The 25,319-nt window shown below is 48.9% G+C and carries 33 protein-coding genes; 32 read left to right on the top strand and 1 reads right to left on the bottom strand.

Annotated features, from left to right (window positions below):
- On the bottom strand, window positions 1-337 hold a 337-nt coding region (locus IPL71_RS11025; RefSeq protein ID WP_514130768.1), incomplete at its 3' end, for a metallophosphoesterase family protein.
- Between the two features lie 266 nt (window positions 338-603).
- On the opposite strand from IPL71_RS11025, the gene IPL71_RS11030 reads away from it, so the two are divergent.
- The 32 genes from IPL71_RS11030 to IPL71_RS11195 all read left to right on the top strand — a co-directional run bounded on the left by IPL71_RS11030 (window position 604) and on the right by IPL71_RS11195 (window position 25,319).
- Window positions 604-1,266 (top strand): serine/threonine protein kinase, encoded by a 663-nt coding sequence (locus IPL71_RS11030; RefSeq protein ID WP_345321534.1) that lies wholly within the window; start codon window positions 604-606, stop codon window positions 1,264-1,266.
- Window positions 1,266-2,351 carry an outer membrane protein assembly factor BamB family protein gene (locus IPL71_RS25900; protein ID WP_514130769.1) on the top strand — a complete coding sequence of 362 codons (1,086 nt, stop codon included), beginning with the start codon at window positions 1,266-1,268 and terminating at the stop codon, window positions 2,349-2,351. Before IPL71_RS11030 ends, IPL71_RS25900 begins: the two co-directional genes overlap by 1 nt.
- A gap of 11 nt (window positions 2,352-2,362) precedes the next feature.
- Window positions 2,363-3,280 carry a PP2C family protein-serine/threonine phosphatase gene (locus IPL71_RS11050; protein WP_345321536.1) on the top strand — a complete coding sequence of 306 codons (918 nt, stop codon included), beginning with the start codon at window positions 2,363-2,365 and terminating at the stop codon, window positions 3,278-3,280.
- Window positions 3,281-3,286: 6 nt separating this feature from the next.
- Complete coding sequence (locus IPL71_RS11055) at window positions 3,287-3,481, top strand: DnaJ domain-containing protein (RefSeq protein ID WP_345321538.1); 195 nt, start codon at window positions 3,287-3,289, stop codon at window positions 3,479-3,481.
- Window positions 3,450-4,769 carry a vWA domain-containing protein gene (locus IPL71_RS11060; protein ID WP_345321541.1) on the top strand — a complete coding sequence of 440 codons (1,320 nt, stop codon included), beginning with the start codon at window positions 3,450-3,452 and terminating at the stop codon, window positions 4,767-4,769. The genes IPL71_RS11055 and IPL71_RS11060 overlap by 32 nt, the downstream gene beginning before the upstream one ends.
- Entirely contained in the window at window positions 4,766-5,278 is a 513-nt protein-coding gene (locus IPL71_RS11065) for a double zinc ribbon and FHA domain-containing protein (RefSeq protein ID WP_345321543.1), read from the top strand. The genes IPL71_RS11060 and IPL71_RS11065 overlap by 4 nt, the downstream gene beginning before the upstream one ends.
- A gap of 16 nt (window positions 5,279-5,294) precedes the next feature.
- Window positions 5,295-5,537 carry a hypothetical protein gene (locus IPL71_RS11070; protein ID WP_345321545.1) on the top strand — a complete coding sequence of 81 codons (243 nt, stop codon included), beginning with the start codon at window positions 5,295-5,297 and terminating at the stop codon, window positions 5,535-5,537.
- Between the two features lies 1 nt (window position 5,538).
- Window positions 5,539-6,264 (top strand): response regulator transcription factor, encoded by a 726-nt coding sequence (locus tag IPL71_RS11075; RefSeq protein ID WP_345321547.1) that lies wholly within the window; start codon window positions 5,539-5,541, stop codon window positions 6,262-6,264.
- Between the two features lie 182 nt (window positions 6,265-6,446).
- Complete coding sequence (locus tag IPL71_RS11080; protein ID WP_345321549.1) at window positions 6,447-7,697, top strand: Zn-dependent hydrolase; 1,251 nt, start codon at window positions 6,447-6,449, stop codon at window positions 7,695-7,697.
- Between the two features lie 66 nt (window positions 7,698-7,763).
- Window positions 7,764-8,777 carry an adenosine deaminase gene (add, locus tag IPL71_RS11085; protein ID WP_345321551.1) on the top strand — a complete coding sequence of 338 codons (1,014 nt, stop codon included), beginning with the start codon at window positions 7,764-7,766 and terminating at the stop codon, window positions 8,775-8,777.
- 173 nt (window positions 8,778-8,950) lie between these two features.
- Window positions 8,951-9,121, top strand: a complete 171-nt coding sequence (rpmH, locus tag IPL71_RS11090; protein WP_345321553.1) for a 50S ribosomal protein L34 — start codon at window positions 8,951-8,953, stop codon at window positions 9,119-9,121.
- A gap of 44 nt (window positions 9,122-9,165) precedes the next feature.
- Window positions 9,166-9,516, top strand: coding sequence for a ribonuclease P protein component (gene rnpA / locus IPL71_RS11095; protein WP_345321555.1), 351 nt, complete (start codon window positions 9,166-9,168; stop codon window positions 9,514-9,516).
- Window positions 9,517-9,598: 82 nt separating this feature from the next.
- The gene (gene yidD, locus IPL71_RS11100; RefSeq protein ID WP_514130773.1) at window positions 9,599-9,805 is read left to right on the top strand and encodes a membrane protein insertion efficiency factor YidD; all 207 of its coding nucleotides are present in this window, start codon (window positions 9,599-9,601) and stop codon (window positions 9,803-9,805) included.
- Window positions 9,806-9,860: 55 nt separating this feature from the next.
- Complete coding sequence (locus tag IPL71_RS11105) at window positions 9,861-10,625, top strand: outer membrane protein assembly factor BamB family protein (protein WP_345321557.1); 765 nt, start codon at window positions 9,861-9,863, stop codon at window positions 10,623-10,625.
- Window positions 10,589-10,936: an outer membrane protein assembly factor BamB family protein gene (locus tag IPL71_RS11110; RefSeq protein ID WP_345321559.1), complete on the top strand. Its 348-nt coding sequence runs from the start codon at window positions 10,589-10,591 to the stop codon at window positions 10,934-10,936. The genes IPL71_RS11105 and IPL71_RS11110 overlap by 37 nt, the downstream gene beginning before the upstream one ends.
- Window positions 10,937-10,948: 12 nt before the next feature.
- Entirely contained in the window at window positions 10,949-11,734 is a 786-nt protein-coding gene (locus IPL71_RS11115; RefSeq protein WP_345321561.1) for a YidC/Oxa1 family membrane protein insertase, read from the top strand.
- Between the two features lie 12 nt (window positions 11,735-11,746).
- Entirely contained in the window at window positions 11,747-12,607 is an 861-nt protein-coding gene (jag, locus tag IPL71_RS11120) for an RNA-binding cell elongation regulator Jag/EloR (RefSeq protein ID WP_345321563.1), read from the top strand.
- 102 nt (window positions 12,608-12,709) lie between these two features.
- Window positions 12,710-13,567: a PfkB family carbohydrate kinase gene (locus IPL71_RS11125; RefSeq protein WP_345321565.1), complete on the top strand. Its 858-nt coding sequence runs from the start codon at window positions 12,710-12,712 to the stop codon at window positions 13,565-13,567.
- A complete protein-coding gene (locus IPL71_RS11130; RefSeq protein ID WP_345321567.1) occupies window positions 13,564-14,334 on the top strand; it encodes a ParA family protein in 771 nt (256 codons plus the stop codon). Before IPL71_RS11125 ends, IPL71_RS11130 begins: the two co-directional genes overlap by 4 nt.
- 58 nt (window positions 14,335-14,392) lie before the next feature.
- A complete protein-coding gene (locus IPL71_RS11135; RefSeq protein ID WP_345321569.1) occupies window positions 14,393-15,274 on the top strand; it encodes a ParB/RepB/Spo0J family partition protein in 882 nt (293 codons plus the stop codon).
- An 87-nt stretch (window positions 15,275-15,361) separates the two neighbouring features.
- Window positions 15,362-16,954, top strand: coding sequence for an amidohydrolase (locus tag IPL71_RS11140; RefSeq protein ID WP_345321571.1), 1,593 nt, complete (start codon window positions 15,362-15,364; stop codon window positions 16,952-16,954).
- A gap of 70 nt (window positions 16,955-17,024) precedes the next feature.
- The gene (locus IPL71_RS11145) at window positions 17,025-18,047 is read left to right on the top strand and encodes a sensor histidine kinase (RefSeq protein ID WP_345321572.1); all 1,023 of its coding nucleotides are present in this window, start codon (window positions 17,025-17,027) and stop codon (window positions 18,045-18,047) included.
- Window position 18,048: 1 nt separating this feature from the next.
- Window positions 18,049-19,236, top strand: coding sequence for a GAF domain-containing sensor histidine kinase (locus IPL71_RS11150; protein ID WP_345321574.1), 1,188 nt, complete (start codon window positions 18,049-18,051; stop codon window positions 19,234-19,236).
- A gap of 32 nt (window positions 19,237-19,268) precedes the next feature.
- The gene (locus IPL71_RS11155) at window positions 19,269-19,547 is read left to right on the top strand and encodes a response regulator (RefSeq protein WP_345321576.1); all 279 of its coding nucleotides are present in this window, start codon (window positions 19,269-19,271) and stop codon (window positions 19,545-19,547) included.
- Window positions 19,516-19,965: a response regulator transcription factor gene (locus IPL71_RS11160; RefSeq protein WP_345321578.1), complete on the top strand. Its 450-nt coding sequence runs from the start codon at window positions 19,516-19,518 to the stop codon at window positions 19,963-19,965. Before IPL71_RS11155 ends, IPL71_RS11160 begins: the two co-directional genes overlap by 32 nt.
- Window positions 19,966-20,003: 38 nt before the next feature.
- Window positions 20,004-20,591, top strand: a complete 588-nt coding sequence (locus IPL71_RS11165; RefSeq protein WP_345321580.1) for a response regulator — start codon at window positions 20,004-20,006, stop codon at window positions 20,589-20,591.
- A gap of 280 nt (window positions 20,592-20,871) precedes the next feature.
- Window positions 20,872-21,180, top strand: coding sequence for a DUF6812 domain-containing protein (locus IPL71_RS11170; protein ID WP_345321582.1), 309 nt, complete (start codon window positions 20,872-20,874; stop codon window positions 21,178-21,180).
- Window positions 21,167-22,486, top strand: coding sequence for a TadA family conjugal transfer-associated ATPase (locus IPL71_RS11175; protein ID WP_345321584.1), 1,320 nt, complete (start codon window positions 21,167-21,169; stop codon window positions 22,484-22,486). Before IPL71_RS11170 ends, IPL71_RS11175 begins: the two co-directional genes overlap by 14 nt.
- 54 nt (window positions 22,487-22,540) lie before the next feature.
- Window positions 22,541-23,215, top strand: a complete 675-nt coding sequence (locus tag IPL71_RS11180; protein WP_345321586.1) for a helix-turn-helix domain-containing protein — start codon at window positions 22,541-22,543, stop codon at window positions 23,213-23,215.
- A 114-nt stretch (window positions 23,216-23,329) separates the two neighbouring features.
- Window positions 23,330-23,851, top strand: a complete 522-nt coding sequence (locus IPL71_RS11185; RefSeq protein ID WP_345321588.1) for a hypothetical protein — start codon at window positions 23,330-23,332, stop codon at window positions 23,849-23,851.
- Window positions 23,848-24,717 (top strand): GNAT family N-acetyltransferase, encoded by an 870-nt coding sequence (locus tag IPL71_RS11190; protein WP_345321590.1) that lies wholly within the window; start codon window positions 23,848-23,850, stop codon window positions 24,715-24,717. The genes IPL71_RS11185 and IPL71_RS11190 overlap by 4 nt, the downstream gene beginning before the upstream one ends.
- Window positions 24,714-25,319: a V4R domain-containing protein gene (locus IPL71_RS11195; protein ID WP_345321592.1), complete on the top strand. Its 606-nt coding sequence runs from the start codon at window positions 24,714-24,716 to the stop codon at window positions 25,317-25,319. Before IPL71_RS11190 ends, IPL71_RS11195 begins: the two co-directional genes overlap by 4 nt.

Below are 25,319 nucleotides of genomic sequence, written 5' to 3' on the forward strand. Positions count from 1 at the left end.
TGTAGGCTTCGGCCTGTGTATATTGATTGATGCCATCCGGGCGGTAACGGATGGATCCACCGAAGCCGCCGATCAGGAATTTGTTGTGGCGCACAATTTTCAGGTCCAGATTGGTTCCGCCTTCGGCATGAGCTTGTGCTGCGCGAAGGTCGAATTGCGGGTCGTGGTTGCCCGGCACGTAGAACATCGGCATGTTTAATACCGTAACCAGATATTCCAGATATGCATAGGACATATCGCCACAGCCGAGGATGAGTTCTGTCCCTTGAAAATGGCCGTTGGATGAGAGCGTGTATACACGTTCCAGAACCTGATCGCTAACCGCAAGAATTTTCACAGTCCTTTTATTTTGCCGTAGAAAGCAAATCCATGCAAGTAATTTACCGACAAAATTGCAATTATGGGGTATTTGCAAATCGCACTCTGCACACTATAATTCAACGAATTCGCTTTATTGCGTAGGAGTCTTCCCTGGAAACAAGAAATATCACCTCACCCATCGGCTCAGGCTCAGAGGATAATTCTCGCCCCCGCCAACAACTTCAGTCTGGCATTACGCTTGTTAACCGGTACAACGTTCAGGATGTGATCGGTGTCGGCGGCATGGGGTCTGTTTATCGTGCCCGTGATCTGCACTTTCCTAATGTGGTGAAGTTGGTGGCGGTTAAGGAAATGATCAACGCTGCTCCTGATCCGCTTGTGCGCCAAACGATTGTCCAGAATTTTGAGCGGGAAGCGAATATGCTTGCCACGCTCAATCATCCGGCCATTCCGCGTATTTATGATTATTTCACCCAGAACGATCATTCCTACCTTGTTTTGGAGTATATCCACGGGAAAGACCTGGAAACAGTGATCGGGGACGCGAACGGGTTTATGCCCGAGGATCAAATTATCAGTTGGGCGATCCAATTATGTGACGTGCTGGAGTATCTCCATGCTCACAAGCCAGATCCGATCATCTTTCGTGATATGAAACCCTCGAATGTGATGATCAATCACAATGGGGATGTCGTACTGGTGGATTTCGGTATCGCGAAGACTTTCCAAACCGGTCAAAAAGGAACGATGATCGGCACTGAGGGATATTCACCCCCTGAACAATATCGTGGTGAAGCCACTCAACTGGCTGATATTTATTCACTAGGTGCAACCCTGCATCACACGCTGACACGGCGTGATCCGTCTGGAACCGCCGTTTCTTTGCCGAGGCGCCCAATGCGACGGATCAACTCTAACATCTCGATTGGATTGAAGCAGTTGTGATGTCGCTGCAATATAATCCTTCAGATCGTTTCCCCAGCGCTGCTGCAATGAAGGAAGCCCTGATGAATGTGGCGCGCAAGACGGGTGCACTCTCCAAGATCACCTCAGCGCTGCCTGTTTCCAGCGGCGGTGTCAAGCCGTTGTGGTCATTCAAATGCGAAGATGAGATTCGAGGCACACCTGTTTTGAATCAAGGTATGCTCTATATCGGATGCTACGATAATAATTTGTACGCATTGAACGCGGCGGATGGAAAATTCCAGTGGAAATATGCCACAGACGGCGGCATTGTTACACGTCCCATCGTGTATGACAATAATGTTTTTTTTGGCTCGGAAGATAAACGTCTGCATGTCGTAAGCGAGCGTACTGGAAAAGTACTGTGGACGTATTATACGGAAGGGAAGATATATTCCTCGCCCCGTATCGCAGAAGGACATATTTTCTTTGGCTCTGATGATCAAGACCTGCACGCCGTCAACGCTGGCAGCGGCCGCTCCATTTGGAAATATTCCACAGAAGCTCCAATCCATTCAACGCCATTGATCGCGAATGAGTTGATTTATTTTGGAAACGAAAGCGGCACATTTTTAGCGGTTGACTTTCGCGGCACAATGAAATGGCGCTTCCAATCCAAGCGCGCGGTCACATCCTCACCGATCATCAAGGGGCAGGCTATTTATTTCCGCCTCCCTGGATGGCACACTATACTCACTGGATGCAAAGAATGGCTGGCCGATCTGGAAATTCCGTCTCAGCAAGGGTCTGTCTCATCTCCGGCGATTGCAGATGATTTTGCATTTGTTGGGGCAGCGGATGGATTTATCTATTGTGTAGATTTGCGAACCGCCAAGGAAGTATGGCGGTTCCGCACTGAAAATCAGGTAAGCAGTTCGCCTGCCATTTACAAAGACTCCATCTATTGCGGCTCTGTGGATGGAAATATGTATTGTCTCGAATATCGTACTGGTCGTTTACGCTGGAAGTTTGAAGCCCAGGGAGCCATTACCGGTTCACCAATCGTATTTGATGATATTGTTTATTTTGGATCGACAGACCATCATGTTTATGCTTTATTTGCCTAAAAGGAGCTCCAGTGGCTGATTTCTTAAGAAAAATGTTTGGAACCAAAAAGAGTGAACCGGAAAAACAACCGACCCAGGTTGATATGGCTACCACTGCGCCGCTTTCAGATCAACAGATTAGCTCGATTATTGGCAGCCAGAGTTCAAAGTATGAAATGAAACAACTGGTGGCCAGTGTCGGTCAATCCATTGGGAAGCAGCGCGAACATAATGAAGATAGCGTACTCGCACTTACCGCCACCATCTCTGGAAGCGCGGAGAGCATCCCCTTTGGGCTGTATGTGGTGGCAGATGGCATGGGCGGTCATCAATTTGGCGAAGTGGCAAGCAATGCGGCCGTGCGAATTATGGGTGGCAACATCATGAAAAAATTCCACTCCTATCTTTTTAATTTGCCGACACAGACACTGCAAGAATCGCTTCAGGAATTGATGGAAACTTCCATCACCGAAGCGCATCAATATGTTCAACGTGAAGCGCCCGGCAGCGGCACCACGGTCACCGCCGCGCTGGTGCTGGGGCAACAGGTGACCATTGCCCACGTAGGCGATAGCCGCGCCTACTCAGTGTATCCCGATGGAAGAGTAGACCCGATCACACGCGACCATTCACTGGTCAAACGACTGGAAGAGCTCGGACACCTCAGCAAAGATGAAGCCGCAAATTTTCCTCATCGTAATGTCTTGATCCGCGCTCTGGGTCAGGGCGAAGCCCTTGAAGCTGATATCTTCACAGTCCCCTTTCCGCAGTCCGGCTATTTGATGATCTGCAGTGACGGTTTATGGGGTGTGATCGATGAGAAGGATATTTATCGCTCCATTATTGAAGCGCCCAATCTTCACCGTGCCTGTCAAAATATGGTGGAAGCCGCCAACGCGGCAGGCGGCCCGGACAATATTACGGTTATTCTCGCACAAATGATCGGATAGTCAGTCATGTCTGCCAAAAAACCGGATTATTATGCTGTACTGGGTGTCTTCCGCGATGCATCGCCGGAGGATATTAAGCACGCTTATTTTGAAGCTGCCCAGAAACTGCACCCGGATAAAAATGTAGCTGCCGGGGAAACAGAATTATTTCTTGAAGTACAGCAGGCGTATGAAGTCCTTTTCAAATCCCAAGCGTCGTAATTTATATGATGCGACATTACCCCCCGATATTGAATCAAACTCGGTTGTAAAACACGAGGTTTTTTTTAGCCGTCCCAATCTTGTGCGATTAAACGAAGAACAATTACTGTACGTACTGTTGGAGATCAGTCCGCGCGAAGAATCTGAAAAATTGCCCACTCCTCCGCTCAATATTTGTCTGGTACTGGATCGCTCCACCTCCATGCAGGGCGATAAAATGGACATGGTAAAAGCCACTGCGATCCAGTTGCTGCGCGGCTTGCGCGCTGAGGACGTGTTGAGCGTGGTTGCTTTTAGTGACCGTGCTGAAGTCATTATTCCCGCCTCGATCGAAACGGATAGAAGAAAACAGGAAGGTCGTATTCAAATGATACAGCCTTCCGGCGCCACTGAGATTTTCAACGGTCTGAAAGCGGGGATGCAGGAAATTCGGCGCACATTGAATCCATCACGTATTAATCATATTATTCTGCTTACTGATGGACAAACCTACGGCGATGAACAAGACTGCCTGAACCTTGCGGAAGAAGCCGCCGCTCAAAATATCGGCATCACCGGCATGGGAATTGGTCACGAATGGAATGATATATTTCTCGATGCGCTAGCCAGCAAAACGGGGGGGTCTTCTGCATACATTTCAAAGCCAAAGGATATCCAGCGTTTCCTGGTGGATAAATTCAATGCGCTTGCCAGCACCTATGCAGATGATGTGATTCTAGATTTCAAGCCGCAGGAACATGTAAAGGTTAATTACGCTTTTCGGCTTCACACCCGAAGGCGGAAACGTTCAGTGGAAACTCCCATGCGTCTTGGCCCCATTTTAAGAGATATGCCTTTGCATGTGCTGATCGAATTTGTCGTCAGCCCTGAAGCATTGGTTGATGATGTGTTCATCTTGTTGGAAGGTTCACTTAAGTTATCCATTGCAGCCCGTTCAACGCCGATTCCTCCAATTCGTATAAAACTTGATCGTGAGGTTCGAGTAAATCCTTCCGCCGAACCTCCTCCAACGCGTATTTTGAGCGCCCTTTCACGCCTTACTCTTTATCGAATGCAGGATCGTGCCCGTTCTGCGGCAGACGATGGACAATATGATACGGCTGTGCGCCACCTGCATAATCTGGCTACTCATCTGCTGTCACAGGGTGAGCATTCACTGGCAAAGACTGCCTTGTTTGAAGCGGATAATCTTGAAAGAATGCATTCCTGGAGCGCCAGCGGCAATAAGGATATTAAATACAGTACTCGCGCGCTTTTATTAAGCGGCGTGAAGGAGAAGGGAAAATGATTCTCTGTTCCAATTGCAAACATGCCAACATGGCCGGAGCGATCTTTTGTGCGGAGTGCGGCGCTCAACTGATTGGTAAAGATACACTTACCACCCAGACCATCAGGACAGATCACTTCAACAGGGCCAGTTCATCGAAACCCGCAACAGATACTTATCAATCATTTGACGGCAGCGATGCCTGGGGCAGCCTGCACTTGCTGGATACCGGCCAGGTGCTTCCGCTTTCAGCGCGTAACGAATTCACCCTTGGACGTGTCAGCGAAGGACAGCCGATCATGCCTGATATTGATCTTTCAGCCTATCAGGCCTATGCTGCAGGCGTATCGCGTCTCCATGCTGTCATCAAACGTGAAGGCGGGCGCATGGTTTTTATGGATCTGGGCTCTGCAAACGGCACATTTATTAATGGAAAACGCCTCTCTCCCAATGTAGAGCAATCACTAAAGCATGGGGATATTCTGGCACTGGGAAAGTTGAAGATACAAATTTTAGTAAAGAATGAATAACGAAGGAGAATAGATCATGGCATATACTGTCATATTACATGTTTCCGGGGAAACATCCATCGCAGGGGAAATCGAAGAATTGCCCAAACCCGCAGACACCATTATTATGGTTTCGAACCCGCGTCAAAAAGATGGAAAAGACCTGCATTATATTGATAATAATGTGACCAAGGTCATCTGGCCGCTGGCGAAAATCAGTTTCATCGAAATTCTCGAAGGCACCGAGGAAGAAAAGATCATTGGTTTCGTGAGGGAATAAAATGTCTGAGTCTGTTGAGCGACGCCGTATCCTTGTTGTGGATGATGAAGAGCGCATGGTGCGCTTCATCCGCATGAATCTTGAACATGATGGCTTTCAAGTAAGTGAGGCCTTTAATGGAAAACAGGCCATTCAAAAATTGCGCGATGTCACGCCTGATCTTATTTTGTTGGATGTGATGATGCCCGATCTGGATGGTTTTGAAGTGCTCGAAACCATTCGCGAGATCACCAATGTGCCCGTCATAATGTTAACCGCCAAAGGTGAAGAAGATGACCGTGTGCGCGGACTTGAACGTGGCGCGGACGATTATGTCACCAAGCCGTTTAGTCCGCGTGAATTGGTCAGCCGGGTGAAGGCCGTCTTGCGCCGCACGGAAGGTGCCACCGGCTCCATGCACGGACTGCTCGAAATCGACAAACGTCTCAAAATAGATTTTGACCGCCGCGAGATCTGGCTCGAAGGCAAACTCGTAAAACTTCGCCCCACCGAATATCGTCTGCTTTTTCACCTTGTGCAAAACGCAGGCTGGGTGGTTTCGCATGATCAATTGCTTCAAAAAGTTTGGGGCTATGAATATCGCGATGAGCCGCATTATGTCCGCCTTTACATAAACTATCTGCGCCAGAAACTCGAAAAAGATCCCGCCGACCCCAAATACATTCTCACTGAGCGCGGTGTTGGCTATCGCTTTGTAGATTACAAACGTGGTAAAGGTAAGCCATGAATCAATTTACTACAATTGGTAAAATGCTCCTCGTTTGTCTTGTTTGCTTTGGCACAGTATATGGAATTGTTTCACTGGTTACATATCTGGGCGCATAAATTTTTCAGGTAAAAGGAGTCGAGCCAGCCGGGTTCGACTCCTTTTTGATTCTGACTTTGTACCTATGATCGGAGACTTATCACATGACTGAATCATTCTCAACTTTGCCGCTTCGCATCAATGCGGACCGTATGTCTGCTTCGTTTATCCACCTGGCATCCATCGGCGCGACGGGAGATGGCGGCGTGAGCCGTGTCACTTTTAGCGAAGAACATCTCGCCGCCCGCAAATGGCTTCAGGCTGAAATTGAAAACGCCGGCTTTGAATTCCGCATGGACGGCGCGGGGAATCATTCCGCGTTTCTGGATTGTGGAATCAAGGATGCGCCGACTCTCTTGTTCGGCTCACATCTTGATTCCGTCCCCAACGGCGGGCGGTTTGACGGGGCGCTTGGCGTAATGGCGGCGCTCGAAGTGTTGAAAACTGTCAAAGAAAACAGGATCAGCTTACGGTTAAATCTTGAAGCGATCGACTTTACAGATGAAGAAGGCACGCACGCGAGTCTGCTTGGTAGCAGCGCGCTGGCCGGGAATCTTCATCCAGAAGATTTAAAGAATCCATACAGCGGACGTGAAAACTTTAAAGCAGGCTTGATGCGTGCCGGACTTTCTGAAGAAAATATGCTGCGCGCGAGTCGTTCCAAAGAATCGATCGCCGGATATTTAGAGTTGCATATTGAACAAGGCAAACGTTTGGAGCGCGCTGGAATTAATATTGGCATTGTCTCTGCCATTGTGGGATATGGCTCGTATCGTTTAAGTTTTATTGGCCGCGCAGATCATGCTGGTTCAACCTCGATGGAAGATCGGTTGGATGCAGGGCAGGGGGCGGGTGCATTTATTTTGGCGGTGCGCGAAACCGTGATGCGTGATTTTCCGAATTGCGTTGCGAATGTTGGCAAGATCGAGTTTGCTCCCGGCGCTTCGAATATCGTGCCGGCCCGTGCAGATTTATTGCTCGAGTTTCGCTCGCCGGATGAAGATCAACTTTTGAAGTTGGACATTGCTTTAATGAAGTTGGCAAATGATAAGGCCGAACAATTCGGTTTAAAATTATTAACAGAACCACTGGGGAAACATTTACCCAATTTGATGAGCGCAGATATTCAGAAAACATTTCGGAGTTCATGTGATACTTTGGGATTGTCCAGTACTGTGCTTGCTTCAGGCGCGATTCATGACGCGCAATCTCTTGTAGATGTTTGCCCGATCGGGATGATCTTCGTCCCGTCTGTGGATGGAGCCAGCCATGCGCCGCGTGAATTCACGAAATGGGATGACTGTGTGAATGGCGCGAATGTATTGTTACAAACGGTTCTGAGTTTGGCGGCGTAAGTTGATTTGGTAATTTGGTGGTGTGTAAGAGTAAAATGAGACAATTCAAATTAATAGGTATATTCTATGAAAAACTTTGATCCGAAATATAACGATCTTCCGAAGACGGAAATTCACTGTCATCTTGAAGGTGCGATTCGCACACAGACGATTATTGATATAGCACATGACTACAATTTGAAATTACCTGCCTATGAAGTTGACGAATTGGATAAGCATGTTAAAGTGCATACTCAATTGCGTGATCTTGAAGCGGTACTGGCTGCTTTTGGAATTTTCCAAAACAGTATTACTTCGCCGGCCGTGGTGGAGCGCATCGCCTGGGAGTTGTTTGAAGATTGTGCGAAACAGAATATTAAATTGTTTGAAGTCCGCTTTTCACCGGATTGGGCGTTTCGTGGTCATGGCTTAGATTGGGATGCGTGTTTGGATGGCCTGCTTCGCGCCAAAGAACGCGCTGAAAGTCAGTTTGATATGGCGATCGGTGTCATTGCCATTACATCGCGTGGACTGGGTGCTGAGTCCTGCGTCAAAACCGTGGATTGGGCCATACGTCACAGAAAATATATTCAAGCTGTTGATCTGGCTGATGGGGAATTGCTTTACCCAATGAGTGATTTTGTAAAGCCAGTCTTGAAAGCGAAAGAAGCTGGATTAAAAGTCACCATTCACTCTGGCGAAGATACACCCGCTTCAGCGGTCTGGGATACCATCCAAACTTTTCAGCCTGATCGTGTTGGCCACGGTATTCACAGCATTGAAGATATGAAAGTAGTTGAACTAATTAAAGAAAGAAATATTACTCTTGAAGTGAATCCCTGGAGTAATTACCTGACCAATTCCGTGCGGACAATTGAGGAGCATCCGCTGAAAAAACTTTTCGACCTTGGCGTGCGTGTAACCATTAATTCGGATGACCCTGAAGTTTTGGAAACGAATGTCAACAATGAATATCGTATTGCCCACGAAATCCTGGGTATGAGCATGGAGGAGATTGCTGCCTGCAATCGCTTCGCTTTTGAATCTTCATTTATTGAAGAGTCTGCAAAACAAAGAATATGGGATAAATACTTCGCCTGATCGGCGGATTTCCTGTAAATTTGCAAAGCCCTCCCGTTTTAGAGAGTGGGGAAGTGGTGTAGAATTCAAATTGACCGAATCAGAACCCTTGAGGTATAATTTTGCGCCACTAACTGACAGCCAGATCCCGAAAGTGGGACTTGCAATCATCTTTACATAAGGAAGTATTTCGAATGCCTAAAAGAACATACCAGCCCAAGATTCGCCGCCGTGTACGTGTCCACGGTTTCAGAAAACGCATGTCCACAGCCGATGGCCGTAACGTGCTCAAGCGCCGCCGTTTGCGTGGCCGCTATAGATTAACAGTTAAGTCCAACGAGCATGTAAAGAAGACTCGTTGGTAGGTCTCTGCGTGTTATAGTGCGCAGAGATACACATTGAGGCACGGGTGCAGAGAAAATTTCGTCTGACCCGATCTGAAGATTTCAAGCGGGTGCGGCGAATTGGTAAGTCATATGCCCACCCGCTTGTCGTGTTAGTTGCACATGCCAGCGAAACATCCACTCATATTCGTGTGGGAGTCATCGCAGGTAAAACGACAGGCAATGCAGTCTATCGTAATCGGGCCAAGCGGATTTTGCGCGAGGCGTTACGACCCTACCTGAAATCCTTCGCCTCCGGTCTGGACCTGATCCTGATTGCCCGTCGACCGCTTGTGACCGCCACCTTAGAAGATACCCGCGCTGCGTTAGACAATTTGTTCCGACGCGCCCAAATCCTTCCCGCGGATGAATCCTGAAGAAGAAGAAACCCATTTGCATGAATATTCCAGCGAACCGCGTTTGCGTGATCTGCCGCGTACGCTGGTCAATTGGCCGCGCATTGTTGTGCTGGCTTTGATTCGTTTATATCAAATGGTGATCTCTCCGGGTTTGCCCGCGAACACCTGTCGTTTTTACCCATCCTGCTCTCATTATGGTTATCAGGCCATCTATAAATACGGCGCGCTCAAAGGTTCATTTATGGCAGCCTGGCGCGTCTTACGTTGTAATCCGTTCAATCCCGGCGGATACGACCCCGTTCCCTAGCAATTTTCTCATGACCGTTTATTGCTGTCATGATCGATGAGGAGAAGTAACCAAATTGAACACAAAACGATTGATATTGATTTCGTTAATTGCGCTGAGTGCGCTGATCTTAAGCGCCTGCTCAGGGCAGGCAGTCTCCAACAATTGGCACGGACTTGCCGCAGATGCCGAACGCGCATATCTTTCCAATGGCTCTTTTGTTTATGCGGTGGATTTGAAAACCGCAAAAGAGGTCTGGCGTTATCCTGAAGAAGCAAATTCCAAGTTACTGTACTACGCCACTCCGGTGCTTACTGCTGACGGTCAACTCTTGATCGGCAGCGCAGGCACGAGCCATCCCTTTGTCAGCCTTGATCCTGCCACTGGCAAGGAGAAATGGGTTGAGTCATTTACCAAAGGCAAAGGCGCATGGCTGGCTTCACCGCTTGTTTGGAATGAGACGATCTACATTCCCAATACAGACGGTTTTCTCTATACTCTTGATATGAATGGAAAAGAAATCGCCGACCCGATCGAATTGGGCGGCGCGCTCTGGTCTGCGCCTTCCACAGATGGCACATTGCTCTATATCACCTCTCTCGATCATCATTTACATATTATTGATCCGGCAAAGGGAAGTGTCGTCACCGAACCCATTGACCTGGGCGGCGCGGCTCCCAGCAGTCCTGCAGTTGGCACTGACGGTGTGTATGTAGGTTCGTTCGCTTCCACCGTTGAATTTGTCAGGCGAATAATAAACATGAAGTCATTGCCACTACTGAAAATTGGATCTGGGGTTCACCCGTGGTTGACAGTGAAACACTGTACTACGCAGATCTGAATGGCAAAGTCTATTCGCTTGATCTTGCCACCGGCTCCCAAAATTGGGATGTCGTACAGCCGGATGGTCCCGTCGTGGCGAGTTTGCTTATAGTGGGCGACCAGATTTACGTTGCGACTGAAGCGGGGACTCTCGTCGCATTGGATCGTGAAGGGAAGACCGTCTGGGAAAAAACAGTCGGCGGTAAGATATACACCACACCTGTTCTTTCAGGTGATTTGATTCTCGTTGCGCCGTATCAGGCTGACTTTGTCCTCGCCGCTTATGACGCGGACGGCAAGCAAGCCTGGACGTTTGTGCCAGAGAAATAAGGAAACTGACCCATGTGGGATACCATTATCATCAACCCCATGACCAATCTTTTATTGTGGATCTATGACATCCTTGGTCATGGCCCGCATATGTTTGGTCTGGCGATCATTCTGTTTACCATTCTGATCAAAGTAATCACCTGGCCGTTGAATGCCTCTCAAGTAAAAGGCGCGCAAGCCATGCAGGAATTGCAGAACGATAAGGAATGGCAGGAAATTCAAAAGAAGTATGCCAAAGATAAGGAACGCATTGCACAGGAACAAATGCGCATTTATAAAGAGCGCGGCATTAATCCGTTTGCGTCCTGTCTGCCGACCTTGATCCAATTCCCGATCATCATCGGGTTATATCAAAGCATTACACACGCGCTTTCTGTTACGCCGTTTGATATGCTTAAACTCGCACGCGCAATATATCCCTTCCAGAATGTGGAAGGCATCATCCCGCTCAACAGCACATTTTTATGGATGGATCTGGGCCGCCCTGAGTCTGTTCAAATACTCGGATTCGCATTGCCCACCCTCGCAGTGGTTGTGGCATTGACCACGTATGTTCAATCCAAATTGACCATGCCCACCTCAACCAACCCCAACGATCAAAGCGCCCAAATGACAGGCATGATGAGCATTTATATGCCGCTCCTGCTTGGCTGGTTTGCTTTGAACTTTGCATCGGGTATTGCGGTGTATTTCATTACAAGTAACTTGTTGGGTATTATTCAATATGCCGCAACAGGCCGTGCCAATTGGAGCAATCTTTTGCCCGGCGGCAATAAAAAATCTTCCACCAAAAAATAGGGAGGTCCTCCTATGAGCGAGCGAACCACGCTTGAGATCATTGCCCCAACCGTTGAAGAAGCCCTCTTGCAGGGACTATCTCAACTTGGACTAACGGCAGACGCCGTTTCTGTTGAAGTTTTGGATTCAGGCAGTAAGGGATTGTTTGGACTCGGCGGCCGTCAGGTGCGCGTGCGTCTGACCGTTAATCCGCCTCCCGGGGAAGTGGAACCCGCTTCACCTCCCAAGCCCAGGCCTGCTCCTGTCAAACGGGCAGAGTCAGCGCCGAAAGCGAAGGATGCCAAACCAGTTCCTAAAGCCGAAGCGAAACCTGAACCCAAGCCGCGCCGCGCTGAAAAGAAACCCGCGCCTGCAAAAACTGAATCTGCTCCTGTCGTTGAGAAAAAAATGGACGATCATGGCGCTGATCCGGTTTTGGACACCACAGAGTCTGTGATTTCCAAATTAATTCATCATCTGGGCATGAAAGCGCAAGTCTCAGCGCATTATGATGAAAGCAGCACTGATGACCGCCGCACCATTCAAGTGGACGTGCGCGGTGACAACTTAAGCGCGTTGATCGGCCGACAGGCAGAAACATTGAATGCTTTTCAATATGTCGCTTCGTTGATCGTCGGCAAACAGACTCAGCAATGGGTGCAGCTGGTGGTGGATGTGGAAGGCTATCGCGAACGCCGCGAGAAGCAAGTCCGCCAGATCGCCAGGCGCATGGTGGATCAGGTGATCAAAACTGGCCGCAAAGCCACACTTGAACCGATGACTGCCAGCGAACGTCGTGTGATCCATATTGAATTACGCGGACATCCCGCAGTCACAACTGAAAGTACGGGCGAAGAGCCGCACCGCAAAGTGGTCATTCTGCCGAAAGAATAAAGTTATCGCATATTTGAAAGATCGCCGAAAGGCGGTCTTTTTATTTTATCCTTCACATTTCATCCTTCATCCATTCATCTACCCCTACGGTATAATTCATTCATGTTTGAGCTTGCTTCCCTTCAGCCCGTGGATTATCTTGTCGTGGGTCATATTGCCGCTGATATCACACCCACAGGCATACAACTTGGCGGGACAGTTTCATTCGCTGCGTTAACTGCGCGGATGCTGGGAATGCGTGTGGGCATCGTCACCTCTTCAGGCGAGGGTGCACCCTTACAGGCTTTGGATGGGATTCAACTTGTAAATGTCCATTCTGAACACAGCACTACTTTTGAAAATATAAAAACAGACAATGGACGCAGGCAAATATTACATCATCAAGCCGCGCTGATTCATCTGGAGCACATTCCACAGGTCTGGCGCAACACGCCGATCATTCATCTTGCTCCCATTGCGCGTGAATTGGATACGTCATTGCCGGAACAGTTATCAGGTTCCTTGCTGGGAATCACTCCACAGGGCTGGATGCGCGCGTGGGATGAAAAAGGTCAGGTGACAGCAACTGCCTGGGACGCGAATGCGAGTGAGCAGGCTTTACGTCACGCTGGAGCCGTTGTGATGAGTGTGGAAGATATCAACCGCGATCTGGAATTAGTCGAAGAGATGGCACACCAGACACGTCTCCTGTGCCTGACAGAAGGGGAGGCGGGCGCAGTGCTGCATTGGAATGGAGACCGCCGCCGTTTTCGTCCGCCAGTGATGCAGGAAGTGGACTCAACGGGCGCGGGCGATATTTTTGCGGCTGCATTTTTTGTGCGTTTGTATCGTACGCGTGATCCGTGGGAAGCGGCGCGCTTTGCAACTCAACTGGCGGCGCGCTCTGTGACGCGCATTGGTTTGAATGGAATTCCAACTTCACAGGAAATCGAAGAATGTTTGATGGAGGTATTATCGTGACGCAGATTTATACGCTTGTGAATCAAAAAGGCGGCGTGGGAAAGACCACGACGACGATCAACCTTGGCGCGTATCTGGCGCAGTTGGGTCAACGTGTACTGGTGGTGGACCTCGACCCGCAAGCCAATGCCACATCCTGTTTGGGCGTGGATAAACTTGGCGTGCAGGGTGGAACGTATGAAGCATTACTTGGTGACCCAAATATCGCCTCTTATATTTTATTAAATGAACGCTTGAAGTTATCGATACTTCCATCTTCCCCGTCACTGGCTGGCGCGGAAATTGAACTGGTGGACGAACTTGCGCGTGAGGTTCGTCTGCGAAAAGCCATTCAACTGGTTTCTGATAAATTTGATTATGTACTGATCGATTGCCCGCCTTCACTGGGACTGTTAACGGTCAACGGGCTGATGGCTGCGATCAATGGTGTCATTGTTCCTGTGCAATGTGAATATCTTGCGTTAGAAGGACTCGGTCAATTAACGCAAACGATCGAGCGTGTGCGTTCCCTGCTTTTCCCTGAACTGGTCGTGCGCGGCGTGGTCTTGACCATGTTCGATAGCCGTACAGATCTTTCAACGGATGTTGTTGCCGAAGTGAACAGGCATTTCCCCGATCAGGTATTTAAGAGCGTAATTCCGCGCAGTATTCGTCTCGCAGAAGCGCCTTCGTATGGATTGCCGATCTCGGCTTATGCACCCACCTCTGTTGGGGCGCTGGCTTACGAAGCATTGGCGAAGGAATTGTTGAAGAGTGACGGCATTTAAAAATATTAACCACTAAGCTTATGTGGTTAATGATGGATATGAAAAAGGAAACACAAATATGGCGCAACGAACAGGTCTTGGCAAAGGATTAGACGCACTCATTCCCTCCGGCCCGAATAGCGGAAAAAATACATCTGCTGTTCCCGCAGCAAATGCCGGGGCCGGCGGTGGTGTGCAGCAAGTGGCAGTGGATGCGATTCAGCCGAATCCGCGCCAGCCGCGTATTCATTTCAAGGAAGAAGACCTGGTTGAATTGGCGGCATCGATTCGTGAGCATGGTGTGATCCAGCCGTTGATCGTCACCCCCAAATCTGATGGGACATTTATTCTCATCGCGGGGGAACGCCGCTGGCAGGCTTCGCAAAGAGCGGGCTTGAAGACCGTCCCTATAATTACGCGTCAGGCGAACAATCAGGAAATGTTCGAAGTTGCGCTGATCGAAAATGTTCAGCGTGCAGACTTGAACTCAATGGAAGAAGCCGAAGCCTATCGTCAACTTGTCGAAGAATTTGGGCTTTCGCATGAAGCGGTTGCAAAACGTGTTGGCAAGAATCGGGTAACAGTGACAAATACCCTCCGTCTGCTCGGCCTTGCGGATGTGGTCAAGCAGGCGCTTGTAGATGGAACCATTAGCGAAGGTCACGCGCGTGTGCTGCTGGCATTGTCCACACAAAAGGCGCAAGCATCCGCTTTACAGACGGTGATCAACCTCTCATTCAACGTGCGCCAGACTGAAGAGTATGTGCGTAAACTTGGCGGACAAAAATCGATCAAAGCCAAAAAACCCGGCAAAAACGCAGATGTCAACGATGTCGAAAAACGTCTACAACACAGCCTCGGCACCAAAGTCGCATTGAAGCACGGCAAAAAAGGCGGCACGGTCACCATCTATTATTATTCGGGTGAAGAGTTGGATGCGCTTCTGGAAAAACTTACCTAGTTATCTTGTTATTTAGTTGTTGGTCTTGTAGTCTTTGACTACCAGCTTCATAACCAATCAATCATCAAACTATCCAACTACTCAACTATGAAACTACTCTACAACGCAAATATTTACACGCTTGATGAATCCCAACCCAAAGCCTCCGCGATTTTGATCGCAGGCGGACGTATCCTTGCAGTAGGTGAGAAAGATGCGCTTGAATCTCTTGCGCATGGCAAGGTGGAAAAGCAGGACATGCAAGGCAAAACAATTTTGCCCGGCATGACCGATGCGCACATTCACATTCAACATTATGCGCTTTTTCTTGGCAAAATTGACTGTGAAACACCCACCAAGGAAGAATGTCTGCGCCGCGTGACTGAACGTGTACAAAAAGCAAAACCCGGCGAGTGGATTCTTGGTCACGGGTGGAATCAAAATGAATGGTCAGTAGGCGGCGAATGGCCGAATGCAACTGAGCTGGATTTAATCGCCCCGAATAACCCCGTCTATCTTACAGCCAAATCACTGCACGCCGCCTGGGCGAATACATCCGCATTAAACCGGGCCAATATCACAAACGATACATCTGATCCTAAAGATGGAAAAATTCAGCGCGACGAAAATAATCGCGCAACCGGAATCCTGCTTGAAACTGCCATGCAATTGGTGGATAATGAAATTCCAGAACCGTCTTTTGAAGAGATCGCAAATGCGATCGAAAAGGCGCAACCCATTTTATGGAAGATGGGTTTGACCGGTATTCATGATTTTGACCGCCGTGATTCCTTTATGGCATTGCAACACTTGCATTCACAAGGCAAGCTAAAATTACGTGTAAATAAGAATATCCCCGTTGAAAGCGTTGACCATGCCTTCGAGCTTGGCTTGCGCACCGGCTTTGGCGATGAAATGTTATGGATCGGTTCTGTCAAAGCCTTTATGGATGGCGCACTTGGTCCGCACACCGCGGCGATGTTTCAACCTTATGTCAATGAAACAGAAAATCGCGGCATTCTCAACATGGATGGCGAGGAACTTTTTGAGCATTGCCGCAAAGCCGCCGATGTTGGGTTAAGCATGACTGTCCATGCCATTGGTGATCGTGCCAATCATGAAGTGCTCAACGCGTTTGAGCAGCTTCGTAAATATGAAACAGAAAACGGTCTGCCGCATTTGCGTCACCGCATCGAGCATGTACAAATTTTGCATCCCGATGATGCGCCGCGTCTCGCGCAATTGAATGTGGTCGCATCCATGCAGCCCATCCATGCGCCGTCTGATATGTTCGCTGCTGACCGTTTCTGGGGTGACCGCTCCGTGCTGGCTTATGCCTGGCGCACGCAATTGAAGTACGGCGCACCTCTCGCTTTTGGATCAGACGCGCCCGTCGAATCTCCCAATCCATTTTTAGGATTGCACGCCGCAGTCACTCGACGCAGACCAGACGGATCACCCTCCGCCGAAGGCTGGTACCCCGAACAGAAATTAACTTTAGCTGAGGCATTATCCGCTTACACTGTGGGTGCCGCCTACGCCGCCAACGCAGAACATCGCCTTGGCAAACTTGCAGAAAATTATCACGCAGACCTGATCGTGTTGGAGCAAGACATCTTCACCGTCCATCCCGATGAATTATTAACAATGCACGCCGCCGCAACAATGGTCAATGGAGAGTGGGTCTACACCTCATTCTGATAGAAAATTACAATAATTTTGAAATCCATCACGATACTTTATCGCGAGAATAAAGAGATTGAGTGAATCCATGTCACAGAGCCTGCCAAAACTTACCCCCGAAATGCTGATCCCTCGCATGGGCGAATATATTGTCCAAAAAAAGTTGATTACTGAAGAGCAATTACAGACAGCGCTTGCCTACCAGCAGGAAAAAGTTGCCAGGGGTGAACATTATTTGCTGGGGCAGGCTTTGATGGACCTCAATCTGCTGGATCGTGATGCGCTTGATCAGGTGGTCACCGAGCAGATCATTCAATTGCGCTCAGCATTACAATCGTCAAACCGCAACCTTGATCAGCGCGTAAAAGAGCGTACTTCTGAGTTGAATGAGGCGCTGCAAAGGCTTTCAGAGTTGAGCAAAATGAAGGCGAATTTTGTGGCAAACATCTCACATGAATTACGCACTCCATTAACTCATGTCAAAGGTTATCTTGAGTTACTGGTGACCGGATCACTGGGTGTGATCTCAGAAGATCAACGCCACGCCTTGCAGGTCAGTCAGCGTGCAACGACCAAACTTGAAAGCATGATCGAAGATCTGATCATGTTCTCGCTTGCTTCACGCGGTGAGATGAGCATGAAATTGGATAAAGTGGATATTCGCCGCATTGTATCGCTTGCGGTGACCTCTGCATCCAACAAAGCAGAGGAACGCGGGGTGCAAGTCCGTGCGGCAATTTCGGAGAATATCCCAATGGTACAGGCTGATCCTGAGAAAATTGGCTGGGTGTTGAATCAGCTTCTCGATAACGGGATCAAGTTCACCCCGTCGGGTGGAAGCGTGGTGATCGCCCTTCAGGAAGAAGGCCATAACCTTGTCATCCTAACCGTTACAGATACCGGCATCGGCATCCCGCTGGATCGGTTGAAGGAAATTTTTGAGCCATTCCATCAATTGGATGGTTCATCCACACGCCATTACGGCGGCACCGGGCTGGGGCTTTCTCTGGTTCGTCAAATTGTGGAAGCCCACGGATCGTTATTGGATGTACAATCAGTGCAAGGAAAAGGTTCTATTTTTAAATTCCCATTGCTGGCGGTGCGTGAATAATATGGACTCATTTACTCTTTCTCAACTGCACGGGATATTTCAGGAAGTTCAACAGAAGCAAGATTGGAAGGCCGCCCTGGATACGTTGTTTGTATCCTTGCGCGGTTCTTTTGTTTTTGATAATGTGGCTGTTTATCTTAAAGACCCGCGCACAAGCGGGTTGGATGTTGCGTACGCGCGTGCTGTGGGGCGCGGTAAGACTGCCGAGGCTGATTCGGCGTGGGGTGAAAATGCGGCGAATGAAGTGCTCAATACTGGAAAAATGGTTTTGGATGAGCCGATGCTTGCCCGGGGTCATGCCAATCGGCTGACTTTAACTTATCTTTTGGGTTTCCCGTTGTACATTGGTTCAAAATTAAATGGGGCGCTGGTCTTTATTCGATTTGGCGGCCCCAAATATTCAGAGCTGCATATTCAAACTGCGGCGCTGCAAACATTTTGGACTGCGGCACTGATCGAGCGCCGGGATTTGCAGGAAGCGCGCGCCGAATTGGATTCAGTCCAACGGCAAATGCGTTTGCAGGATGATTTTGTTTCCACGATCTCACATGAACTGCGCACTCCGCTTGGTTTTATTAAGGGATATAGCACCAGTCTTTTGCGTCAGGATACAGTGTGGGATGAAGCCACTCAACGCGAGTTTCTTAATATTATTGATGAAGAGGCAGACCGGCTGACGCGCCTGATCGAAGATATGCTTGAGTCGGCGCGCTTGCAAAGCAAAACTCTGCAATTTAAATTTTCGCCCGTCAGAATTGACGCGCTGGTTCGTGATGTGGCAACTCGTGTTAATACACATTACCCCAATCTGAAAGTGTCTTTTGATATTGATCTGTTAACGCCGATCCTTGGCGATGCTGTGCGGCTTTCACAGGTCTTTGAAAATTTATTTAGTAACGCGGTAAAGTACGCGCCAGATTCCGAGCTTGTGATCACCATGCGTTCCAATGGAGACAAGGTCCGGGTCACATTTGCTGATAAAGGGGAAGGCATCCCTGAAGATTATCTGCCCTTTCTTTTTGAACGTTTCTATCGTGTGCCCGGTGAACGCACAGTAACCGGCACAGGCCTGGGGCTGTATATTTGCAAGCAAATTGTTATGGCACATCATGGTAATATTTGGGTAGAGTCAGTGTTGGATGTAGGGACAACTTTTATTATTGAGCTGCCCGTAGCGCCAACGCTCTAACCAGCTTTCATCTTTTGTTTTAAGGAGATTGTATGGCGAAGCGAATTTTGATCGTAGACGACGAGCCGCGTTACCTGCGCCTTTTGGAGGCGAATTTACGCACTGAAGGTTATGAGGTGGCTACCGCGCAGGATGGCGTGCAGGCATTGGATGTGTTTTCTGTACAGCCGATTGACCTGGTCTTGTTGGATGTGATGATGCCGCGTTTGGATGGTTTCGGTGTGTGCCAGCGGCTGCGTGAGTTTTCAAATGTGCCGATCGTGATTCTGACTGCCCGCGGTGAAGAACAGGATCGCGTGCGCGGGACTTGATCTTGGCGCAGATGATTATCTGGTAAAACCCTTTTCTGCAACTGAGCTGCTGGCGCGTGTGCGGGCTGTGCTGCGCCGTGCGCAGCCACCGGCTGAAGTAGGGCAGGCACGCTTCTTTACACACGAAGGATTAAAGATCGATTTCGCCCGCGCTGAAGTTTGGATCGGCGAAGAGCCAGTCTCTCTGTCGGCCACTGAATACCGGCTCCTGCTTCAGTTTGCCCACAATATAGGCAAGATACTAACTTCAGAAGATTTGCTGACCAGTGTTTGGGGAGCGGAATATAAGAACGATAAGGAAATTTTATGGGTAAGCATTGCCCGTCTGCGCCAAAAGTTGGAAGAGGATGCTCATAACCCACACCATATTGTCACGCGTTCGGGGTTGGGCTATCTCATGCCGCCTGTTGAAGCGTGAACTCAACACGCACTTAAGTGTGCGCGGGAAGGTAAATCATGCCTGAAAAGAAAATCCTTGTCATTGATGCCGATGTAGCCAGCCGTAACTTTATTGCGCGCACTTTGTCGGAACAAAAATATGAAGTAATTCAGGCTGGCTCCGGCAAGGAAGGGTTGATCTATTCATGGCGCGACCGCCCTGATGTGGTTGTGATTGATCCGACGATCACCGACATAACCGGGGAGGAGATCGCGAGAAAATTAAGGCAGGATGCGCGCACTGCGCAAATGCCTTTGATCGCTCTCAGCAGTGATCCCAGTGTTGTTCGGATTAAAGCCTGCCTCGATGCGGGTTTTAATGAATACATTACAAAGTCCGGGCAGGCCGTGCCCATGCTCACTGAAACGATCAATCGTTTGTTGGGGATTTCAAACGCGGCCATTAAGCAAGGCGGGCTATTGATGGTTATATTAAGTGCAAAGGGCGGGGTGGGCACATCGTCTTTGTGCGCGAATATTGCCATGAATATTGCACAGAACCAACCCGAAGCGCGTGTTGTTGTGGCGGATATGGTTTTGCCGATCGGTTCAATCGCGCCGATCGTAGGATATACCGGAAATCAAAATATTGTTACGATCCCTTAATCGGGCAGTGGGGCTGGAAGGGTTAAGCAAAACAGACGCCGAAAAAATTCTGGAGATTGAGATCAATTCCACGATTCCTTATTTGGGAAATAATTTTACATTTGCAAATAACCATAATCAGCCCTATGTCTTGAAGTTTCCCAAGGATACGGCGGCGCTTGTGTTTAAGGAGATTGCAAAGGACATGTCTGCCCTGGCTCATCGATCGCGGGCGGAATAATTCTACTCGTGACCGGCTGTCTTTGTTTGCGCTGCCGGCTCACTACATTGGAGCATCACCATGACAATCGAATATGACGAGAAAGGCAAGTTCTATACTGATGTTGTAAAAAAACTACCCATATCGGCTGTGATCCAAACTTCCACTCATTTGGTGCGCGGCATGATCCATGTTCGGCAGGGGGAACGATTAAAGAATGAGCTTGAGCGAGACGAAAAATTTCTGGCGGTTACTCAGGCCGCTGTTCACGATGTGGATGGTCAGATTCTTTTTACTTCTCCATTTATGGCGATCCTGCGCTCGCAAATTGTATGGCTGATGCCGGTGGATGAAGAAATCCAGGAGGATGGGGCGCATGACAACTCCTAATCCGTCTGCCCCGGCCAGACTCACAGGTCAGGATCTTTCCCGCCTGAAAAAATATCTTGCAGATAATTTGATGCGCGTTCTTGAATCCGAAGGAATCGCTGCGGATCAGCGCGCCGCATTTGTGATGAAGAGTATTGGTCAGATATACGAGCAGACTCAGATAAAACTGCCTGAGGATCTGCGTAAACAAATTTTTGAACAAGTGTTAAATGACCTGCTTGGCTTTGGCCCGATCCAGTCATTGCTGGACGATGAGGAAGTCTCGGAGATCATGGTCAATGGCCCCAAGAAGATATTCGTTGAGAAAAAAGGGAAGCTGACCAAGACCAACATCACCTTTGATGATGACGATCATGTTTTGCGAATTATTGACCGCATTATATTACCGCTGGGCCGCCGTGTGGATGCTGACTCTCCCACGGTGGATGCGCGGTTGCCTGATGGTTCACGTGTGAACGCAGTGGTGCGCCCTGTGGCAATTGACGGGCCATCCATTACGATTCGGAAATTCCGCAAGGATAAATTAAAAGCGGAAGACCTGATCGCGTTTGGCTCCATGACGAAGCAAATGGCTGATTTCCTGGAGGCCTGTGTGAAGGCCCGCTTTAACATCATCATCTCAGGCGGCACCGGCTCAGGCAAGACCACCCTCTTAAATGTGATGTCTGGATTTATTCCTGAGAATGAGCGCATCATTACCATCGAGGATGCTGCTGAATTACAACTTCAACAGGATCATGTGATGCGGATGGAAACCAAATCAGCCAATGCAGATGGTCTTCATGCAGTCAGTATTCGTGAGTTGGTAAAAAATTCCCTGCGCATGCGTCCTGACCGTATCGTGGTGGGGGAGGTGCGTGGCGGAGAGGCGCTGGATATGCTGCAAGCCATGAACACAGGCCACGATGGATCGTTGACCACCGTCCATGCGAATACACCGCGTGATGCCATGTCTCGTATTGAAACACTCGTGCTGATGGCAGGCATGGATTTGCCGCTAAAAGTGGTGCGCCAGCAAGTCTCTTCTGCGGTGGATTTGATCGTGCAGCAGACGCGTCTGAAAGATGGTCAACGCAAAGTGACGGCTGTGACTGAAGTGGCGGGCATGGAAGGTGAAATTATTGTTTTGAGTGATATTTTTAAGTTTGTTCAATCGGGCGTTACCACCGAAGGAAAAGTTCTAGGCGAAGTGAATGCTACAGGAATTAGACCCAACTTCACACCACGTCTTGAAGCGGCCGGTTTCAAACTCAGCGCGGATGTCTTTGCTCCAAGATTATCTGCCAATCAGAATACTCGGCGTTGAAACACTCTGCTATAATCTAGGCATCCATTTATTTTCTATTTATTTTGAGGAACCATGCATAACGCTCAGATCATCATACGTGAAAAGAAATTAGGTTTGCTCATACGAGATGCCCGCATGGCAGAACGCCGTAGTATTAAAGAATGTGCCGATGCGATCGGCATAAAGCCGGGCCTGTTCCGCGCTTATGAAGAAGGCCGCCGCGCTCCGTCTCTGCCTGAGCTCGAAACGCTTGTGTTTTATCTCAAGCTGCCGATCACTCAATTTTGGGGGAGTGAGACCCGGTCAGATTCGTCAACACTTTCAGAGTCATTGGATACCGTGCGCCTGATCGCCCTGCGTCAGCGCATGATCGGCGCGCTCCTCAGGCAGGAGCGTAATAATGTGAATATGTCCATTCGCCATTTGTCAGAAAAGACAGGCGTTTCACAATCACATCTCAAGGCATATGAATTGGGCGAACGCGCCATTCCCGTGCCCGAATTGGAAGTGATCCTGACCATGATGGGCAGCCGGATTGAAACTTTCTTCGATCAAAGCGGCCCGGTGGGACAGTGGATGAACAGCCAGCGTGCATTGCAAAAATTCCTTGAACTGTCTGATGAAATGCAGGATTTCGTCTGCCAGCCTGTTAACCGTCCATACCTGGAATTGGCAATGAAACTCAGTGATATGTCTCGTGAAAAATTGCGCTCTGTGGCTGAAGGCTTGCTGGATATTACGCTTTAAATAAAATTACCCGGCTTATGAATAACGTCCCGCAGGTTTCTATGTACAAGTTTATTTGTAGATAAAACCTGCGGGACGATGTATAAATCGACTGATAAATTTGGAAAAAATACAATGACAATTGAACCCGCTCAACTTGCAGAACAAGGCAAACAGGCATTTAAAAACAAAAATTTTGATCAAGCCGCTGACCTATTCCGTCAGGCTGCGGAAGGGTATGCTCAAAGCAGCGTTGAGTCGCTGGCGGCTGAAATGAAAAATAATATGAGCGTGGCTTTGCTTCAGGCAGGCAGGCCGCAGGAATCTCTTGACGCGGTGCTTGGCACCGATAAATTTTATGAAGGTGTGCAGGATATTAAGAGTCAGGCGATGGCGTTGGGAAATCAAGCCGCCGCACTTGAAGGTCTTAACCGGTACGATGAAGCAATTGCTGCTTATGAACGCTCTGCCGAGTTATTTTCCCAGATCGGCGAAGGTGACTTGCGTGCCATGGTGATGAAATCGGCGGCCGCCATTAAACTAAAAACAGGCAAGGTCACAGACTCAGCGTTTAAGATGATGGGCTCGCTCGATGCCAAAGACAACCCGAGTTTTTTTGAACGTATTCTAAAATTCTTCCTTCGTTTTATAAAATGATCAATATCGGTTTGCAGGTGCGCCGCGCGGTGGCTGAAGATTATCAGCAGATCGCCAACCTCCTCTTTTATGAAGCGAATGCCCATCGTCATTTGGACTGGCGTTCGCCGCTTGAGTGGATCGGTTCTTTAAACTATTGGGTGCTCGAAGAAAACGGACGTATTATCGCAGCACTGGCCTGTCCTGTAGATCCGCCTCAGGTGGCATGGATTCGTCTCTTTGGTTATGACCCGCATCTTTCAGCATCTGAAGCCTGGTCTGCTCTTTGGAACACGGCGCATGGTGAAGTTTTGCGCGTTGATCCGCACACCCAGATCACATCCATTGTCGTTAAACAATGGTTTCAAACACTTTTAATTTCCAGCGGATTTGAATTAAAACAAAATATTGTTTTATTGCAGCTCATGAATGAAAATATCCGCTCTTTTTCTGCGCCGCGAGATTTTCAGATTCGTCCTATGCAGGAAAATGATCTTTCTGCTGTAACAAAAGTAGACCTCGCCGCTTTCGGCTGGTTCTGGCACAACACGCAGGATTCTTTGAAACGCGCACGCTTACAGGCCGTGCGTGCCGCAGTCGCGGAAGATGAATCAGGTGTGATCGGATATCAACTCAGCACAGGCAATGTGCTTGGGGCACACCTAGCCAGGCTTGGGGTGAGTCCCGAAGCGCAAGGCCGGGGGGTAGGAACAGCTTTGGTGGATGATCTGATCCGCTCGCTTGGTATGAGTCAAACGAGCAGGCTTTCTGTCAATACACAGTCTGACAATGTTTCTTCCCTGGCGCTTTATAAAAAAATGGGCTTCGTGCGTACAGGTGAGTGTTTTCCAGTGCTGGTGTATCCGACAAATAAAGGTATTCAATGACCGAAATAAAATTTCCCGCGCGCATCGTCACCCGATTTGTCGAAACGCTTTCTACCGAATTAGGACACGATACGCTGGCGGCGGTTCTCGAAAAATCAGGTCTGCCGGAAGAATGGACGCAGCCTGCCCACTTTAGCGCATTGGATGATTCACAAACTGCCCAGGCCTATTCACGTTTGCAATCTGCGCTGCGCATTTATTACGGACGCGGCGCGCGCGGTATTTTGTTGCGTATTGGAGCGGGGCTTTGGAATCATTTATTGAATGACTCAGCATTTGGGTTGAAGGCGCAGGCAGTATTTCTTCATGGACTTCCCAAATCTCTGCGACGAAAACCCGCCCTGGAATTGCTCGCGCGATTTTTAAGCGCCGTGCCAGGCGACGTAACGGTTCATAATCTGGACCTCGACCTGCTTCTTGTTGACCAATCATCTCCCGCCACTTTGGGCCAATCTGACGATACCCCGATCTGCTTTGTGACCCTCGGTTTAATTCGTGAATGTTTATATTGGGCTGACGGGAAGGAACATGATATCGAAGAACGTGCCTGCCGCGCAATGGGCGCGCGTCAATGCGAATTTAAGATCACCATTGGAGGTTAA

The sequence above is a fragment of the Candidatus Villigracilis proximus genome (assembly GCF_016717045.1).
Lineage (GTDB): Bacteria > Chloroflexota > Anaerolineae > Anaerolineales > Villigracilaceae > Villigracilis > Villigracilis proximus.

Excerpts from the sequence above, each read along its gene's own strand:
- IPL71_RS11030 (WP_345321534.1), top strand. The coding sequence starts at position 604 with ATGGGGTCTGTTTATCGTGCCCGTGATCTGCACTTTCCTAATGTGGTG.
- IPL71_RS25900 (WP_514130769.1), top strand. The coding sequence starts at position 1,266 with ATGTCGCTGCAATATAATCCTTCAGATCGTTTCCCCAGCGCTGCTGCA.
- IPL71_RS11055 (WP_345321538.1), top strand. The coding sequence starts at position 3,287 with ATGTCTGCCAAAAAACCGGATTATTATGCTGTACTGGGTGTCTTCCGC.
- IPL71_RS11060 (WP_345321541.1), top strand. The coding sequence starts at position 3,450 with ATGAAGTCCTTTTCAAATCCCAAGCGTCGTAATTTATATGATGCGACA.
- IPL71_RS11065 (WP_345321543.1), top strand. The coding sequence starts at position 4,766 with ATGATTCTCTGTTCCAATTGCAAACATGCCAACATGGCCGGAGCGATC.
- IPL71_RS11070 (WP_345321545.1), top strand. The coding sequence starts at position 5,295 with ATGGCATATACTGTCATATTACATGTTTCCGGGGAAACATCCATCGCA.
- IPL71_RS11075 (WP_345321547.1), top strand. The coding sequence starts at position 5,539 with ATGTCTGAGTCTGTTGAGCGACGCCGTATCCTTGTTGTGGATGATGAA.
- IPL71_RS11080 (WP_345321549.1), top strand. The coding sequence starts at position 6,447 with ATGACTGAATCATTCTCAACTTTGCCGCTTCGCATCAATGCGGACCGT.
- add (WP_345321551.1), top strand. The coding sequence starts at position 7,764 with ATGAAAAACTTTGATCCGAAATATAACGATCTTCCGAAGACGGAAATT.
- rpmH (WP_345321553.1), top strand. The coding sequence starts at position 8,951 with ATGCCTAAAAGAACATACCAGCCCAAGATTCGCCGCCGTGTACGTGTC.
- IPL71_RS11115 (WP_345321561.1), top strand. The coding sequence starts at position 10,949 with ATGTGGGATACCATTATCATCAACCCCATGACCAATCTTTTATTGTGG.
- jag (WP_345321563.1), top strand. The coding sequence starts at position 11,747 with ATGAGCGAGCGAACCACGCTTGAGATCATTGCCCCAACCGTTGAAGAA.
- IPL71_RS11125 (WP_345321565.1), top strand. The coding sequence starts at position 12,710 with ATGTTTGAGCTTGCTTCCCTTCAGCCCGTGGATTATCTTGTCGTGGGT.
- IPL71_RS11135 (WP_345321569.1), top strand. The coding sequence starts at position 14,393 with ATGGCGCAACGAACAGGTCTTGGCAAAGGATTAGACGCACTCATTCCC.
- IPL71_RS11140 (WP_345321571.1), top strand. The coding sequence starts at position 15,362 with ATGAAACTACTCTACAACGCAAATATTTACACGCTTGATGAATCCCAA.
- IPL71_RS11145 (WP_345321572.1), top strand. The coding sequence starts at position 17,025 with ATGTCACAGAGCCTGCCAAAACTTACCCCCGAAATGCTGATCCCTCGC.
- IPL71_RS11150 (WP_345321574.1), top strand. The coding sequence starts at position 18,049 with ATGGACTCATTTACTCTTTCTCAACTGCACGGGATATTTCAGGAAGTT.
- IPL71_RS11155 (WP_345321576.1), top strand. The coding sequence starts at position 19,269 with ATGGCGAAGCGAATTTTGATCGTAGACGACGAGCCGCGTTACCTGCGC.
- IPL71_RS11165 (WP_345321580.1), top strand. The coding sequence starts at position 20,004 with ATGCCTGAAAAGAAAATCCTTGTCATTGATGCCGATGTAGCCAGCCGT.
- IPL71_RS11170 (WP_345321582.1), top strand. The coding sequence starts at position 20,872 with ATGACAATCGAATATGACGAGAAAGGCAAGTTCTATACTGATGTTGTA.
- IPL71_RS11175 (WP_345321584.1), top strand. The coding sequence starts at position 21,167 with ATGACAACTCCTAATCCGTCTGCCCCGGCCAGACTCACAGGTCAGGAT.
- IPL71_RS11180 (WP_345321586.1), top strand. The coding sequence starts at position 22,541 with ATGCATAACGCTCAGATCATCATACGTGAAAAGAAATTAGGTTTGCTC.
- IPL71_RS11185 (WP_345321588.1), top strand. The coding sequence starts at position 23,330 with ATGACAATTGAACCCGCTCAACTTGCAGAACAAGGCAAACAGGCATTT.
- IPL71_RS11190 (WP_345321590.1), top strand. The coding sequence starts at position 23,848 with ATGATCAATATCGGTTTGCAGGTGCGCCGCGCGGTGGCTGAAGATTAT.
- IPL71_RS11195 (WP_345321592.1), top strand. The coding sequence starts at position 24,714 with ATGACCGAAATAAAATTTCCCGCGCGCATCGTCACCCGATTTGTCGAA.